Below are 16785 nucleotides of genomic sequence, written 5' to 3'. Positions count from 1 at the left end.
AAAAGCGAAAAACAAGGATTTTCATGCATATACCAGATGGATTTATTTCTGTTCCAGTAGCAGCAGCTACAAGTTTAGCCAGTGGAGCAGCTTTATTTGTGTCCTTTGGGCGATCGCAAACAGCTTTTGGTGTTCGTCGCGCTCCCGTATTAGGATTAACCACAGCCTTTATTTTTGCCGCCCAAATGATTAATTTTCCCGTAGCGGGAGGTACTAGCGGACACCTGTGCGGCGGTGCTTTAGCGGCGATTATGTTAGGTAGTCCTTGGGCAGCAATGTTATGTATAGCAACAGTTTTAATAATTCAAGCAGTGCTATTTGCTGATGGTGGTATTACTGCCTTGGGTGCAAATATTTTAAACTTGGGAGTAATCAGTGTTTGGGTAGCTTGGTTCTTAACCCAGACCTTACAGCGACTACTGGGTGGTTCTAAAGGGCGTTTACCCCTAGCCGCAGGTATAGCAGCAGGTGTTAGTGTAGTGGCAGCAGCTATAGCTTGTGCTATTCAGTTAGCCCTTTCTGGGACAGCACCAGCGAATATAGTTTTACCTGCAATGACAGGTGTACATATTTTGATCGGTGTAGGTGAAGGCTTGATTACTGGTGGTGTGTTAGCCTATTTAGCCACAGCACGTCCAGACTTGTTACCAGGAGAAGAAGAGAAATTTGGAGGCTGGTTGATACCAGTGGTGAGTATTTTCCTAGTTGCAGGTGTTTTATCTTTATTTGCTTCCGCTTGGCCAGATGGGTTAGAAAGAGTAGCAGAAAACTTGGATTTTATCAACAAAGCCGAAGAAGTCAGAGTTGTAGTACCAACACCCTTAGCTGATTATGAAATTCAAGGTTTAGGACAAATCGGTACAAGTATTACTGGTTGGGTAGGTGCGACAGCTTGCTTTGCTGTGGCTTTTGGTATTGCTAAAGTGATGAAACCTAAAAATGCTTAACATTTCCTTGGCATTACGCTTGCAATTATCCCTGATCATTGTGATTGGGGCAGCTTTTTTAAAGCCTCATAGCTGGTCAAATTTGCTGGTGTATGGTGCGATCGCACTTTTGTGGGTATTTATATTCCGGGTTTCTATTCGCAAATTAGGGAGTTTACTAGGTGCAGAATTGATTTTTCTGTCATTGGTAGCGTTACCCTTGGGGTGGGAAAAAGCAAGTTTTTTACTGGTGCGATCGCTAATTTGTTTAATAGTCATGAATAGCTTTTTACTCACCTTACCCCCCCACAGTTTTGGCATCGCCCTTAAAGGTTTACCCGTACCCGCCCCATTAAAGGAAAATTTGCTCCTAGCTGGGCAATATCTAGAAATTTTACTCTCAGAATTAGCCAGAATGCAGCGTAGCGCCCAACTACGAGGTTTAAATGGTGCTGGGGGATGGTTACGTTATGCCAGTGCAGCTATGATCGGCTCTTTGTATCTGCGTACTTTAGACAGAGCAGAACGAGTTTATGGTGCAATGATCACTCGTGGTTACAATGGTCAACTACCTATAGACTCTACCCTTAACCCAAAAGAACGTTTTACACTAATCTTAGTCTTCATTATTGCTGCTTGTATCACCGTCAGTTCCTATTTTTAATACACCAGGAAACAGGAAGGGGAGATGGGTAGATGGGGAGGAAAGGGAAGTTAATAACCCAATCACCAATCACCAATCACCAATCACCAATCACCAATCACCAATCACCTATATTTGAGTTGTGAATCTTGACATCCTTAACTTCTCATCCCCAAACTTTTATCTTTCATCCTCATACCTCTGTCGTTGAGGTGAAAAATCTGGTGTATGCCTACTCACACCAGCAACCCGTATTAAAAGATATTTCCTTTACCTTAAATGCAGGCGATCGCGTCGCTTTAATGGGTGCAACAGGTTCAGGAAAAAGCACTCTCCTAGAAAATCTCATCGGTTTAAAACATCCCCACAGTGGCACAATTTCTATTAACGGTATTCCCGTAGAACCAAATACGTTCCCCCAAATACGCAGACACATCGGTTTTACTTTTCAAGATGCCAATGATCAATTATTTATGCCGACAATTTTGGAAGATGTCACCTTTGGACCACGCAACTATGGTATTTCACCAGCAGTAGCAACGGACAAAGCACGACAGTTATTAGCTGATTTTGGTTTAGAAGAATATGCTCACCGTTCCGCACACGAACTTTCTGGAGGACAAAGACGTTTAGCCGCCCTAGCATCAATATTAGCTCTAGACCCAGCAATTCTGATTTTAGATGAACCAACCAACGGACTTGATCCTGCATGGCGACGACATTTAGCCCAAGTATTATTAAAGTTGCCTGTGCAGGTAATGTTAATTGCTTCCCATGACTTACAGTGGTTAGGGAAAGTGACCCAACGTGCTTTAGTCCTTTCAGGTGGTCAAATTCATATAGACAGCCAGATCCATCCGCTATTACAAGATGGCAAAACCTTAGAACAGTTAGGTTTACCAGTAGACTGGTGATGAGATTGACACTCTCCGGGCTAAAGCCACGGAGATTTTACATTCTACGTCAGAATTTGCTTGAGATATTTGTCTATGCTTTTTGGAACTATGAAATTAACATAAGTTTACTTTTTACTAAGAATTGTCGTATATTTTTAATATTTGACACAAAAGGAGTTAATAATGCTTACGTCGGAGGCACAAAAGCCGCTGACAATCCCGCCCAAAGAACTTTTAGCACCTCCTGGGGATTTTAATCCCACAATGTTGCTATTTTTTACAGTAGTGACAATGTTGGTATTTTCCAACTTTGGTTATTGGGTATGGGAATGGCCGCATTGGCTATGTTTTAGCATTAACACTCTGGCTTTACACTGTTCTGGGACGATTATTCATGATGCTTGTCATCAGTCCGCCCATCGTAACCGGGTGATTAATGCGATGTTAGGGCATGGTAGCGCCCTGATTTTGGCTTTTGCTTTTCCAGTATTTACACGAGTACATCTTCAGCATCATGGTAACGTCAATCACCCCAAAGACGACCCAGATCATTACGTTTCTACGGGTGGTCCATTATGGTTGATAGCGGTGAGGTTTTTGTACCATGAAGTATTTTTCTTTCAACGGCGATTGTGGCGCAAATATGAGCTACTAGAATGGTTTATTAGCCGTTTGATTGTAGTTTCTATTGTTTATATTTCCGTCCAATATCACTTTTTGGGCTATATTCTCAATTTTTGGTTTATTCCAGCGTTTATAGTGGGAATAGGACTAGGGTTATTTTTTGATTATTTACCCCATCGTCCCTTTGTAGAACGCGATCGCTGGAAAAATGCCCGCGTATATCCTGGTAAAATTCTCAACATCCTGATTTTAGGACAGAATTACCACCTCATTCATCATTTGTGGCCTTCAATTCCTTGGTATAATTACCAACCCACTTACTATTTGATGAAACCGCTGTTAGATGAAAAAGGTAGTCCTCAGACTTCAGGGTTATTGCAGAAAAAGGATTTCTTTGAGTTTGTCTATGATATTTTCATAGGTATTCGCTTTCATCACCACAAAGAATAGGTAAATTTTTAAGGTGGGTTAACGACTGTTTAACCCACTAATATAAATAGGGGTTGCTGAGAAAGTCTTTCCGTGAGGGCATAGGAGTCAGGAGTCAGGAGTCAGGAGTCAGGAGGAGATTTGAAAATTTCTTTGCCATCTCTTGAAATCCCAAAAAATGCACACTTTTTCCGGTATACGCTTCAAAACCCTTGCACTAATTTCTGTGTTTATCAGCCTCTAACCTTTGATCCCACATTCCGCACCCCCCAGTGTCACAATCGGTAATTTCGGATTTTTGAAGACCTTTGAGGATAATTTTAATACAAAATGGTCTAAAGTTTAGGTAGCGATAGCGAAGCGCTGCTGCAAGCAGTTCGCCAATCTCAAATCCCCAAATGACCATTTTTCGTTGTGTGACAGTTTAGGGTGCGGAAGGTGGGTTAAAATGAATCTGACGATAAAAACAGAATCTTCAACCTAGCATTTGCTAACTCTCAAATTCCTCATCGTCAGATTTATAAATCAGTCAAATTACAAGAACAGAAAGTTTCAAAAAAGCGGTAGAAATTAAAAATTAAAACAGATAATTGTTGGGTTTTAATTTTCAATTTTCAATTTTCAATTTTTAATTCTTTACGGTGTTCCCACCGCACCAGAATAAACCAAACCCCGCTGCATATCCAAAGTCAAAATTGACCCATCTTTTATTACCTGCGTCGCTTCCTTCACACCAACAATAACAGGTACACCAAGACGTAAACCAATTACTGCTGCGTGACTAGTAAGACTTTCATCTTCAGTAATAATACCACTAGCTTTGCGAATCGCATCAACAAAATCAACGCCTGTACTCGATGCCACCAAAATATCGCCATGATTAAAATGAGTCGCATCTATACCAGTACGCACAACCCTAGCGCGGCCACTGACAGAACCTTGTCCTAAACCAATACCTTGACCTAGTACCGCTGTCACCACTTCCACTTTAATCAAATCTGTTGACCCAGAAACACCTTGCAGTGTACCAGCAGTCATCACCACTAAATCACCCTCACTCAACAGGTTTTTTTCCTGGGCTACATTAATAGCAGCTTGGAAGGTTTGACCAGTAGAAGGTAAATCTAACACCAACAACGGTTTTACACCCCAAACCATCTGCAATTGTCGCGCCACATTGACATGGGGTGTGATGGCTAAAATTGGCGTTTTCGGACGGTATTTAGAAACATTCCGCGCAGTTGCTCCCGTTTGTGTCAAAGTCATAATTGCTGCTGCACCTAAATTCTCAGCAATTTGACCAACTGCTTGACTGATAGCATTAGGAATAGAACGTTTATCATCTCGCGTCAAACGGGAAGGATGTTCTGCTTCTTCCTGTTCAATGCGTTCAGCAATTCTCGCCATAGTTGCTACCGCTTCCACAGGATAACTACCTACAGCAGTTTCGTTGGAAAGCATCACCGCATCCGTACCATCTAAAATCGCGTTAGCCACATCAGATACTTCTGCACGGGTAGGACGGGGGTTGCTGACCATGCTATCTAACATTTGGGTAGCGGTGATGATGGGAATACCCAAACGGTTAGCAGTAGCAATTAACCGCTTTTGCAACACAGGTACATCTTCTGCTGGCAATTCTACCCCTAAATCACCTCTAGCCACCATCACCCCATCACACAAAGACAGAACCGCTTCCATTTGTTCTATCGCTTCGTGTTTTTCAATTTTGGCAACTACAGGAACGTTTTTCCCCGTGCTGGAAATTAACTCTTTAATTTCGATAATATCCTGGGGGTTGCGAACAAAGGAAAGTGCTACCCAGTCTACACCCTGATCTAGACCAAACATCAGATCCTCGCGGTCTTTGTCGGTCATGGCTTTGATGGATAAGTAAACTCCCGGAAAATTAACACCTTTGTTGTTAGAAAGTTTACCTGCTACTGTAACCCGACAATGTAAATCGCCTTTATCGCGGTTAATTTCCTCAACAACCATTTCTACCCGGCCGTCATCGAGGAGAATTTTGGAACCGACGGGGACTTCTTCTGCTAAATAATCGTAGGTAACGCAGCTAATTTCTTGAGTTCCTACCACTGGGCGGTTTGTTAAAGTGAAGCGATCGCCCTTAGACAACATGATAAAACCATTTTCAAATTGTCCCAAGCGAATTTTTGGACCTTGCAAATCTTGTAAAATTGCTACAGGTCTATTCAGTTCAAAAGCGGTTTGTCTAATTAACCGGATACTGCGCTGATGGTCAGCATGAGTGCCGTGGGAAAAATTTAATCGCAGTGTCGTTGCACCCGCTTCAATAATTGCTTTCAGCATTTCTGGACTACTGGTAGCAGGTCCAACAGTAGCAACAATTTTGGTTCGGCGCAGAGAATCTCTTAGTTGCGTCATGGGCGGATTTTAGAATTTTTTGGTTCTATCTGGGAAATAATGGTAAATTAAGCAGTCAATTCTTTTCAGTCACTGCTATATCAATGTCAATTAATATCAAAAGCAGTGAAAGTGGGGGTGAAGTATAGATTTGATTTCGTACAGTTAGTAACTTTATAGAAAAATCTCCTCAAGCCACTTCCCCTAATCAGCAAGACTCCGGTTAAATCTTACTATACAGAATCCCCAGAAAAAAGTTAGAAATAACTCAGGATTAAGTTATAGACAAGTCAGAGTTAATTTTACTTCTCAACAGACCTGATAGACACTTCCAGCTTGTCTAACCTGTAATCTTGGATTTGATTAGCAGCAATCACTTCCTGCCTGATCAGCTTCATTTCTGATTTAATCTCGTTGAGCTTTTCCCACGCAGCAAACCCCCAATTAGCAGCTAAAGTCCAGTTGGCCTCAAAATAGTCAATAGCGTTATCAACATCATCACCGGTTCATTACTCATGGGTGGTTTTTCTGTGTTCATAAAATCCGCATTAGTAAGGATGTATCAATAATTTTTCAAAAAGCTACTCAATTAAGAGTGGTTTTTGTTTTGGGTGTAGAATTGGATTATCCTGAATGGGTTTTTACTACTTTTAGCATATTCATATTAATCGTGCGTAAGTATACAGTAATTGCTCCTGTGAGCCTAAGTATTGCTTTGTTGATGACTGGTTGTAATGAGAGTAAAATCTCTCAGTGTCAACGATTGGTTAAAGTTGTGAATCAAGGGACTTCTTTGATTGATAACAATAAAGGAACACAAGTAACAACTAGCTTGCAACTCTCCAAAGATTTGCAAAATGTCACTAAATCAATTCAAGAATTAAGATTAGCAGATCCCAAACTCCAAGAATTTCAAAGTAGTTTTGCGAAAGTTTTTGATAATCTCAGTCAAGCGATCGCTAAAGCTGCTAATGCTCTGGGTACAACTAAAACAGCAGAAGCTTCTACAGCAGGTAGGGTAAAAATCCAAAAGGCCAGAACAGATATTGACTCAGCATTAACAGCAGCAGCTAAAAGTGCTGGTAAAGAATCAGATACCTTTGGGAATCAGTTAAATGAATACTGTAGTCAATCGCAATGATTTTTGATTTTTTACCCCTCCTGTGGGGAGATATTTGACCATTTTGGGCAATTAATTTATAATCAGTAGGAATTTAAAGATATTTTAAACCTTCCACCCAAAATATTTTATATTTTGGGTTATTTTTTGGCTGCTTGTAGAGCAGGTGAGATGGGGCGATCATGTTTGCGCTCTCATTATAGCCAAACTGCGAATAGTTATAGCTTGCTGAATAAATGTAAAACCTAGAGAAATTAAAGGTTTGAGGCTGATAAACAGAAAAATAGGTGCAAGGATTTTGAAGGATCTACCATCACTGAAATCTTGAACCAACAAAAGTTTTTTACATATTTAGTCCAGGCGTTATTTCCTACCACTTATAGCCTCTTTCCCTTCCCCAATCAAGCCATGCTTTAGTCATTTCTTTTGTATTTCCTCTGTACTCTGGAGGCACAGGATCTTCTCTAGAAATAGATTTTAATGCCCAAAACCATCTTCCAGATTTTTTCTCTAATTCTCTCAGTAATAAAGGTATTACAGGTTCACCCATACCTATAATTTGTTGATAGGCAGGGTGCATACACATTTGGTTGGTTGATGATACACCACGAGTTTCTTCACGCCACTGGTTGACAAGTGTAGTGAAAGTTGTTTCTATTTCTTCGGGTCTGGAGGAGGTTTGTAGTTTTTCCATTTTATTTATTTTTACAATACCTTTTTGAACAGCTACCTAACTAACAACTTACCTTGATTTCTTGCAGTATTAATAAAATTATTATTAGCTGTAAACACTTGAATGCCAGGCACAGTTAAATAATCCCCATCATCTGTAATAATTTTTTTAACTCCAACTTTATTCATCGCTTCTAATATGAGTAAGTCATAACCATCAAGTAATTGTGTTTGAAATCTTATTAATGATTTATTAGTAGTGTTTTCATCAACCAAAATTTCCACACAATCTGCAATTGATGTAACTGTACTCCATGCTGTTTGAACTTCATGGACAACTTTATTTCTCTCTGATGGATAGTTATGACGGTATATTTTCGGTTTTAAGGTAGGATTAAAAAATTTTCTTTCCTCTTCTTCTATTTGGTGAGCTAGTTCTGCTAAAGAAAGCCCAGAATATAAAAGTCGCGATCCAGTAATATAAGCTGTGTTCACATAAGTAGGATAATGTGATATTTGATAAGGTAAAGCGTTTGTACTGGCATTAGTATAACTATACCAATACCAGACATTACTATCTACTAAAAAAATGTCATCTGCTTTGGGCGTATCAAACTGGATATTAAATACCTCAGCTTTAACTTTGTAATTAGGTTTAATCGTAGCTGGCATTTAAAGATGATCAGATTTTTCATTTATTACTTGGTCTAATCTACTACGAAAAATAGGATCCGAGTAGTATCGCTTGGAGTTTTCTATTACTAAACTGATTATTTGATTGCCAAGAGGTTTAATATTATTTATTTTTAATAACTTGCTGAGGTTTTCTGGCTGTATATCTTTCAATAATTGTCCGATAGCAAAGTTAAAAAATGGAGCAGCAAAAACTTCCACTCCTGCAAAGTCTAATTCTACAGGTTGGTTAGCTTGTAATTGTCGATGAACCAAATCATAAATTTTTTGTCCATCGTTCACTGTAATACAGGTTTTACCTACTAGGTCGAAAACTTCATATTTTGTAAATACTTTAACTTTACTATTACTGGGAGGCAATATACCTCTTTTGAATAAGAATAAATTGTTAGGATTATTCTCACTGACTCTTTTTTTTAGATTTAAATAATTCCAGTCCAACTTGTTTGTGAGGCTGGCTTTATTCATTTCATTAGAATCTTGACTAGGTACATAAGCAAGGGGAAAGTGCTTCAAACTTCGCTGCTTCTTAGGAAACCAAGAGCTAACTTTTTCTGCTACTGTCATCTTTATAACCTCTACTCTACATCTAGATCATTTAAGTATGGAATATTTGCTTTATTTAGCATTGACTCAATAGCTTTTACTTTTCTATCTGCTATATCTAACTGTTCGCGTAATTGTTTTAAATCATTTGCATCCAAAGCTACAAAAAACTCATGTTTACCATCTAAATCTACATATTCAATTTTCAGCATATTAACTATAGCTACCGCTGCTGTACTGTCTTCTAAGTCAGATTCAAAAACAGGACGCATATCAGTGTGAATCCGTGAATTTTGAAATAGCCGCTCATGGTCGCGTATAACTTCAATGGCTTTAGATGTAAAATTAAGAATACTATCAAAATCTAAAAAAGTAACTAAACGCCTCTCAAATTCCTGTTTTTGTTCTTTAGTAATCTCAACTTCTTCATCATCTTCAACAGCTTGACTAATTTTTTCTACTACTTCATCTGTAGAAGCATCATTATTTTCCTGAAGGTAGTCTCTAAGGTTATGTATAGAAATCAGAGTTTCTATGACATCTTTGACTTCTTTTTTTGTCAAAGTATTAACCCTTGAAGTAACTGCTGATACTAAATCATTAATCTGTAATGGCTGTGCTTGTTGAAAAGCATCAATAAAACCCTGTAAAGTTTTTTCATCAATGCTTATCAGTAGCTTAAAACCAGGCTTAAATTCTTCTGGTATTTGCAGTTCTGTCATATTGCTCCTAAAGCATTAAAACAATTTAAAACTTACAACAATTTCAAAATAATAGTTTTTTACAAAAATTTATTCTAGTGATTTACTAAAATTCTAGCAAATCTATTGTTGCTAATAGCTTATTCCTTTTGATTTTGCATAGTCAGAACCAAAATCCCCCACCTTGCGGCAGGGGATTTTTTAGTTACTTACCTAAAACCAGTAGTCAAGATCAACCGAACTTACCAGCAGTAGAAGCAATGAGGAACGCTGCGTAGGTGACGATATAGCCAACGGTGAAGTGAGCTAAACCAACCACACGAGCTTGAACGATGGAGAGAGCAACGGGCTTATCTTTCCAGCGAACCAAGTTAGCTAGAGGAGTACGCTCGTGGGCCCAAACCAAGGTTTCAATTAACTCTTGCCAGTAACCTCTCCAGGAGATTAAGAACATGAAACCAGTTGCCCAAACCAGGTGTCCAAAGAGGAACATCCAAGCCCAAACAGAGAGGTTGTTCATGCCGTAGGCGTTGTAACCGTTGATCAACTGAGCAGAGTTCGCCCAGAGGTAGTCACGGAACCAGCCCATCAAGTAAGTGGAGTTTTCGTTGAACTGAGCAACGTTACCTTGCCAAATACCCAGGTGTTTCCAGTGCCAGTAGAATGTTACCCAACCAATGGTGTTTAACATCCAGAACATAGACAGGTAGAAAGCGTCCCAAGCGGAGATGTCGCAAGTACCGCCACGGCCTGGACCGTCGCAGGGGAAGGCATAACCGAAGTCCTTTTTATCGGGCATCAGTTTAGAACCACGAGCATCCAAAGCACCTTTAACAAGTACCAAGGTGGTGGTGTGGATAGCCAAAGCGAAAGCGTGGTGAACCAAGAAGTCGCCAGGACCAATTGTTAAGAACAAGGAGTTTGTTCCAGAATTGATAGCATCTAACCAGCCAGACAACCAAACGTTACCGTAGTTGGGGTATGCTGTGTAAGCAATGCTGTCAGGGTTAGACAACAAGGTGTCTAAGCCGTAGAGAACTTTACCGTGAGCAGCTTGAATGAATTGAGCAAATACTGGTTCGATGAGGATTTGTTTTTCAGGAGTACCGAAAGCAACTACTACATCGTTGTGAACGTACAAGCCCAAGGTGTGGAAACCAAGGAATAAGGATACCCAGCTGAGGTGAGAGATGATCGCCTCTTTGTGCTGTAACATCCGGTCTAATACGTTGCCTTTGTTTTGTTCGGGATCGTAGTCACGAACCCAGAAGATTGCGGCGTGTGCAAAAGCACCAACCATCAAGAAACCAGCGATGTACTGGTGGTGGGTGTACAGTGCTGCCTGTGTGGTGTAGTCCTTAGCGATGAAAGCATAAGGAGGCAGAGCGTACATATGTTGAGCAACCAAGGAAGTAATTGTTCCTAACGCAGCCAAAGCCAAAGACAATTGGAAGTGTAAGGAGTTGTTGATGGTGTCGTACAAACCTTGGTGGGGCAGGTTAAACTGACCTTCGCTCTTGCTACCGGGAACTAAACCGGACTTGGAGTTGAGCATTTCTTTGATGCTGTGACCAATTCCGAAGTTAGTGCGGTACATATGACCAGCGATGATGAAGATAACAGCGATCGCCAAGTGGTGGTGAGCCATGTCAGTCAACCACAAGGATTCTGTTTGGGGGTGGAAACCGCCCAAGAATGTGAGGATCGCAGTACCAGCACCAGTGGAAGTACCAAAAAGATGGCCGGCAGTGTCAGGGTTCTGAGCGTAAACACCCCAGTTACCAGTGAAGAAGGGGGTTAAGCCTGCGGGGTGGGGAGCAACGGACAGGAAGTTATCCCAGCCTACGTGGATACCACGGGATTCGGGGATAGCAACGTGAACCAAGTGACCAGTCCAAGCTAAGGAGCTAACACCGAACAAACCAGCCAGGTGGTGGTTCAGACGGGGTTCAGCACTCTTGAACCAAGAGAGGCTAGGACGGAACTTGGGTTGTAAGTGCAACCAACCAGCGAACAGGAACAATGCAGCCAACAGCAACAAGCCCAAAGAACCTACATACAGTTCTTGGTTTGTCCGCATCCCGATGGTGTACCACCAGTGATAAACACCGGAGTAAGCAATGTTTACAGGATTGCTTGCGCCAGCTTGAGTGAAAGCGTCAACTGCTGGTGCGCCGAAGTGGGGGTCCCAAATCGCATGGGCGATAGGACGGACATGAAGGGGATCTTTAATCCACTGTTCAAAGTTACCTTGCCAGGCTACGTGGAACAGGAGGCTGGAAGCCCACAAGAAAATGATTGCCAAGTGACCGAAGTGAGTGGCGAAAATCTTTTGGTAAAGATTTTCTTCTGTCATGCCATCGTGGCTCTCAAAGTCATTGCCCATGGCGATCGCATACCAAATGCGCCGCGTAGTTGGGTCCTGTGCGAGATCCTGGCTAAATTTTGGAAATTTTGTTGCCATAGGGTTGATGATTCCTCTGACCTTTAGCCATTGCTATCACTGCTACCAGTGAAATTTTGGATTTTGGGTTGGAGATTGATCCAAAACCCAAAATATTCACTGAAATTTTTTAACCTACTGAAAGGATGTGTGCGTGGAAGAATGCCCAGGTGGTGGCTATTCCTCCGAGTAGATAGTGAGCTACACCTACTGCCCGACCTTGAGTGATGCTCAAAGCACGGGGTTGAATTGTAGGAGCTACTTTCAGTTTATTATGCGCCCAGACGATGGACTCAATTAATTCTTGCCAGTAGCCACGACCACTGAACAGGAACATTAAGCTGAATGCCCAAACAAAGTGAGCGCCTAAGAACATCAGTCCATAAGCGGACAGTTCACTACCGTAGGAGTTGATTACTTGTGTAGCTTGCGCCCACAGGAAGTCACGTAACCAACCGTTGATGGTGATAGCACTTTGTGCAAAGTTGTCACCTGTGATATGACTTACCACACCATCATCTACTGTACCCCATACATCAGACTGCATTTTCCAGCTAAAGTGGAAAATTACAATTGACAAGGAGTTATACATCCAGAACAGTCCCAAGAATACATGGTCCCAACCAGAAACTTGGCAAGTACCACCACGGCCTGGACCGTCGCAAGGGAAGCGGAAGCCTAAGTTGGCTTTGTCTGGAATTAGACGAGAACTGCGAGCGTACAATACACCTTTGAGCAGAATCAGCACAGTCACGTGAATGGTGAAGGCGTGAATGTGGTGAATCATGAAGTCGGCTGTACCTAAAGGAATTGCAGCAGCAGCTACTTTTCCGCCTACAGCTAACACACCACCGCCAAACACATAACTTACTGTTTCTAGGGCGTTAGGTGCGGTTGTTCCTGGTGCTAGTGTATGTAGGTTTTGTACCCACTGAGCAAACACTGGTTGCAATTGAATTGCAGCATCAGAGAACATATCTTGGGGACGACCCAAGGCACGCATGGTGTCGTTGTGGATGTACAAACCAAAGCTGTGGAAGCCGAGGAAAATACAAACCCAGTTGAGGTGAGAGATGATTGCATCACGGTGACGAATCACGCGATCCAATACGTTGTTTTGGTTCACAACGGGATCATAATCACGCACCATGAAGATTGCTGCGTGAGCAGCACCACCCACAATCAAGAAGCCACCGATCCAAATATGGTGAGTGAAGATACACAACTGAGTAGCGTAGTCAGTTGCCAAATAAGGATAGGGGGGCATCGCGTACATATGATGCGCGATGATGATTGTCAAGGAACCCAAGAAGGCCAGGTTAGTAGCCAACTGAGCGTGCCAAGAGGTGGTCAAGTTTTCATAAAGTCCTTTGTGGCCTTCGCCTGTGAAAGGACCTTTGTGGTTTTCTAGGATATCTTTGATGCTGTGACCGATACCCCAGTTGGTGCGGTACATATGACCGGCAATGATGAACAGCACTGCGATCGCTAAGTGGTGATGAGCAATGTCAGTCATCCACAAACCGCCTGTTACGGGGTTCAATCCGCCTTTGAAGGTCAGAATGTCAGCATAAGTTCCCCAGTTCAAGGTGAAGAAAGGTGCTAAACCACTAGCAAAGCTGGGATACAACTCTGTGATTAAGTCTTTGTTCAAAATGAACTCATGGGGCAAGGGGATGTCCTTAATGGCAACACCAGCGTCTAATAGCTTGTTAACTGGTGCGGACACATGGATTAAGTGACCTGTCCATCCCAAAGAACCGCAACCTAGCAATACTGATAGGTGGTGATTCAACATTGACTCCACGTTCTGGAACCATTCCAGTTTGGGAGCGCGTTTGTGGTAATGGAACCAACCAGCGAACAGGAACAAGCCCGCTAATACTAAGCCGCCAATGGCAGTTACGTATAGTTGGAAAGAGCTAGTGATACCCCAGCCACGCCATACTTGGAACAATCCAGAGGTGATTTGAATGCCGTGGAAACCACCGCCCATATCACCGTTTAAAATATCTTGTCCCACAATAGGCCAAACTGTTTGGGCGCTGGGCTTGACTCCTAATGGATCAGCCAGCCAAGCTTCATAGTTGGAGAACTTAGCGCCGTGGAATAACATTCCGCTTAACCAAATTGTCACTACAGCCAAGTGGCCAAAGTGAGCAGAGAAGATTTTGCGAGAAATGTCTTCTAAGTCGCTTGTATGTGTATCGAAGTCATGGGCGAGGGCGTGCAGGTCCCAAATCCAGGTGGTGGTTTTTGGTCCTTTAGCTAAGGTTCTGTCGAAGTGTCCTGGTTTAGCCCATTTCTCAAATGAGGTGGGTACAGGATCGTTATCAACGATGACTCTTGCTTTTTTCTCCTCTCGCTCCGGAGGACTAATCGTCATTCGACCTCCTCTGTGAATAGGGAATGAGGAATCATGTACACCACAGAGTGAATTTCACTCTTTGTCCCCAGATGTTTTTTGGGGACCTGTGGATTTGTTGTTTCTGTTGAATTATAGAGTCTGTACTTGTACTTTGTTGGAGACATTTTAACAATAATTCAAAATCGCCAGATTTATTGTCATATCTGCCTTTTTATATTCAAAGCTATTGTAAAAAAGTCAATACTTTTTCTATTAAATTTACAAACTATAACAATTCTTAAAATTTATGGTTAATCTCTAATACAGCTATAAATCATCATGTTGTAACTGGATATGTTGCTTCTGCTGAAATTTAAATCTGTAAATTTAGTGATAAATATTACTTAATTTTCATATTTTTCATCTTTATGAAAGAGATGAACCAAATTTTCTGTAAATCACAAAGTTACAACAGCTTGCCGTTTTCAGCAGTTAGTTTGCAGCAGCATAACCGTTGATATGTAAGGCTTTTTGATGTAAATTTATAACTAAGAAACCTGCAATTTGCTGTATACCCCAGTCTGGGTTTATGGTATCTGGGGTGTAGGGTGTAAAGTGTAGTTAATAAATTTTGCTGAATAAAATCATAGGTATAACAGCATGAAATGTAAACGAAAGCAAGCTTTTAATGAAGCCTTAAACAAGAGCTTACCTATTTTTAAGTGGCTCTTGACTTTGGTGCTGGTGTTAGGTTTAAGTAGTTGTGCTGATAAAGCTGGTGGACAAGACGTATTTATTAATAAGCAAAAACCAGTTGCTGAAATTGCCCAAGTTGATCGTAAATTTTCAGAAACTGCTCCTCCAAAGCTAATACAAGAACTAAGAGGAGATTTGGAAAGTTATCAACCACAGGTAACAATACTTACGCCTACAGCAGATGAGATAATTGAAGATAATACTGTTACAGTCCGTTTTCAGGTTAAGGACTTACCAATTTTTAAAGATCCCAAATGGCAACTGGGACCACATCTGCACGTAATTCTTGACAATCAACCTTATATAGCTGTTTACGACTTAAATAAGCCTTTAGTATTCCCTGATTTATCCGCAGGTACTCATACTTTGCGTGTATTTGCGTCTCGTCCTTGGCATGAAAGCTTTAAAAATGAAGGTGCTTATGCCCAAACCACATTTCACGTCTTTACTAAAACCGACGATAACAACCCTGACCCTAATTTACCTCTTCTCACCTATAGTCGTCCTAATGGTAGTTATGGTGCTGAACCAATTATGTTGGATTTTTACCTAACTAACGCGCCTTTGCATCTTATGGCTGAAGATCATCCTGAAGACACAATGAGCGATTGGCGTATTCGTTGCACAATTAATGGTGAAAGTTTTATTTTTGACCGCTGGCAAACAGTCTACCTCAAAGGTTTTAAACCTGGTAAAAACTGGGTAGAACTAGAATTTCTTGATAACCAAGGCAACCCAGTAAAAAATGTCTTTAATAGTACAGTGAGAGTGATTAATTACCAACCGGGTGGTAAAGATACCCTTTCTAGAATGGTAAGAGGGGAAGTTACGGCTGATGAAGTGCGTGGTATTGTAGACCCAAATTACACAGTTGAGATTCCTATTACTGAACCTAGACCGACTGTAACGCCCAAAGTTGAAGAAATTCCAGCACCTCAACCACAGATAGAAGCTAAAGTAGAAAAACCCACAGTTCCAGAAATTGAAGTTTCTCCTATTCCTCAACCCCAGATAGAACCTAAAGTAGAAAAACCCACAGTTCCAGAAATTGAAGTTTCTCCTATTCCTCAACCACAGATAGAAGCTAAAGTAGAAAAACCCACAGTTCCAGAAATTGAAGTTTCTCCTATTCCTCAACCACAGGTAGAACCCAAAGTAGAAAAACCCACAGTTCCAGAAATTGAAGTTTCTCCTATTCCTCAACCACAGGTAGAACCCAAGACAGAAAAACCCACAGTTCCAGAAATTGAAGTTTCTCCTATTCCTCAACCCCAGGTAGAACCCAAAGTAGAAAAACCCACAGTTCCAGAAATTGAAGTTTCTCCTATTCCTCAACCACAGGTAGAACCCAAAGTAGAAACAACTCCTACTCCTGAAATTGAAATTCGTAAAACACCCGCTGACTCATTAGAAACAGAGGAGTTGAAACCAGAAACAACAGAAAAAACAGGGTTAAACAGATTAAGTGAGTATTTTAAGAATCGAAATGTAATTAAACCCGAAGAGCAAGTCCTAAGTTGACAATTTCATAGACAAAACTATACTTATATTGACAAAAATCAATATATTTTTAGGAAAAAATCAACTACTTGATATATAATACG

The 16785-nt window shown here is 41.1% G+C and carries 14 protein-coding genes; 6 read left to right on the top strand and 8 right to left on the bottom strand.

What is annotated here, in order from left to right; all coding sequences use genetic code 11:
* Positions 1-23: 23 nt before the first annotated feature.
* From H6F47_RS09790 to crtR, 4 genes are all read left to right on the top strand, one after another.
* Positions 24-947 (top strand): energy-coupling factor ABC transporter permease, encoded by a 924-nt coding sequence (locus tag H6F47_RS09790; protein ID WP_096565376.1) that lies wholly within the window; start codon positions 24-26, stop codon positions 945-947.
* Complete coding sequence (locus H6F47_RS09785; RefSeq protein ID WP_190347210.1) at positions 940-1590, top strand: energy-coupling factor transporter transmembrane component T; 651 nt, start codon at positions 940-942, stop codon at positions 1588-1590. The genes H6F47_RS09790 and H6F47_RS09785 overlap by 8 nt, the downstream gene beginning before the upstream one ends.
* A 128-nt stretch (positions 1591-1718) precedes the next feature.
* Positions 1719-2483, top strand: a complete 765-nt coding sequence (locus H6F47_RS09780; RefSeq protein ID WP_190648916.1) for an ABC transporter ATP-binding protein — start codon at positions 1719-1721, stop codon at positions 2481-2483.
* A 165-nt stretch (positions 2484-2648) separates the two neighbouring features.
* The gene (gene crtR, locus H6F47_RS09775; RefSeq protein ID WP_096565382.1) at positions 2649-3539 is read left to right on the top strand and encodes a beta-carotene hydroxylase; all 891 of its coding nucleotides are present in this window, start codon (positions 2649-2651) and stop codon (positions 3537-3539) included.
* Positions 3540-4154: 615 nt separating this feature from the next.
* Here crtR and pyk read toward each other — a convergent pair.
* Positions 4155-5924 carry a pyruvate kinase gene (gene pyk / locus H6F47_RS09770; protein WP_190347207.1) on the bottom strand — a complete coding sequence of 590 codons (1770 nt, stop codon included), beginning with the start codon at positions 5922-5924 and terminating at the stop codon, positions 4155-4157.
* 640 nt (positions 5925-6564) lie between these two features.
* Between pyk and H6F47_RS09765 the strand changes: the two genes are divergently transcribed.
* On the top strand, positions 6565-7044 hold the full coding sequence (locus tag H6F47_RS09765; RefSeq protein WP_190648959.1) for a hypothetical protein: 480 nt from the start codon (positions 6565-6567) through the stop codon (positions 7042-7044).
* 159 nt (positions 7045-7203) lie between these two features.
* Here H6F47_RS09765 and H6F47_RS09760 read toward each other — a convergent pair whose 3' ends face one another.
* The 7 genes from H6F47_RS09760 to psaA all read right to left on the bottom strand — a co-directional run bounded on the left by H6F47_RS09760 (position 7204) and on the right by psaA (position 14464).
* Complete coding sequence (locus H6F47_RS09760) at positions 7204-7359, bottom strand: hypothetical protein (RefSeq protein WP_190648911.1); 156 nt, start codon at positions 7357-7359, stop codon at positions 7204-7206.
* A gap of 34 nt (positions 7360-7393) precedes the next feature.
* Positions 7394-7717 (bottom strand): hypothetical protein, encoded by a 324-nt coding sequence (locus H6F47_RS09755; protein WP_190648908.1) that lies wholly within the window; start codon positions 7715-7717, stop codon positions 7394-7396.
* Positions 7718-7749: 32 nt separating this feature from the next.
* On the bottom strand, positions 7750-8367 hold the full coding sequence (locus H6F47_RS09750) for a hypothetical protein (protein WP_199291118.1): 618 nt from the start codon (positions 8365-8367) through the stop codon (positions 7750-7752).
* Positions 8368-8955: an STAS-like domain-containing protein gene (locus H6F47_RS09745; RefSeq protein WP_228051724.1), complete on the bottom strand. Its 588-nt coding sequence runs from the start codon at positions 8953-8955 to the stop codon at positions 8368-8370.
* 11 nt (positions 8956-8966) lie between these two features.
* Positions 8967-9656 carry a hypothetical protein gene (locus tag H6F47_RS09740; RefSeq protein WP_137667721.1) on the bottom strand — a complete coding sequence of 230 codons (690 nt, stop codon included), beginning with the start codon at positions 9654-9656 and terminating at the stop codon, positions 8967-8969.
* 211 nt (positions 9657-9867) lie between these two features.
* On the bottom strand, positions 9868-12099 hold the full coding sequence (gene psaB, locus H6F47_RS09735) for a photosystem I core protein PsaB (RefSeq protein ID WP_190648905.1): 2232 nt from the start codon (positions 12097-12099) through the stop codon (positions 9868-9870).
* A gap of 109 nt (positions 12100-12208) precedes the next feature.
* Positions 12209-14464: a photosystem I core protein PsaA gene (psaA, locus tag H6F47_RS09730; protein WP_096565396.1), complete on the bottom strand. Its 2256-nt coding sequence runs from the start codon at positions 14462-14464 to the stop codon at positions 12209-12211.
* Between the two features lie 621 nt (positions 14465-15085).
* Between psaA and H6F47_RS09725 the strand changes: the two genes are divergently transcribed.
* A complete protein-coding gene (locus H6F47_RS09725; RefSeq protein ID WP_242027377.1) occupies positions 15086-16702 on the top strand; it encodes a hypothetical protein in 1617 nt (538 codons plus the stop codon).
* Positions 16703-16785 lie beyond the last annotated feature (83 nt).

The sequence above is a fragment of the Sphaerospermopsis sp. FACHB-1094 genome, from assembly GCF_014696195.1.
GTDB classification, from domain to species: Bacteria; Cyanobacteriota; Cyanobacteriia; order Cyanobacteriales; family Nostocaceae; genus Sphaerospermopsis; species Sphaerospermopsis kisseleviana.
The sequence above is the reverse complement of the archived record's forward strand: the minus strand, read 5'-3'. Positions and strand labels throughout refer to the sequence as shown.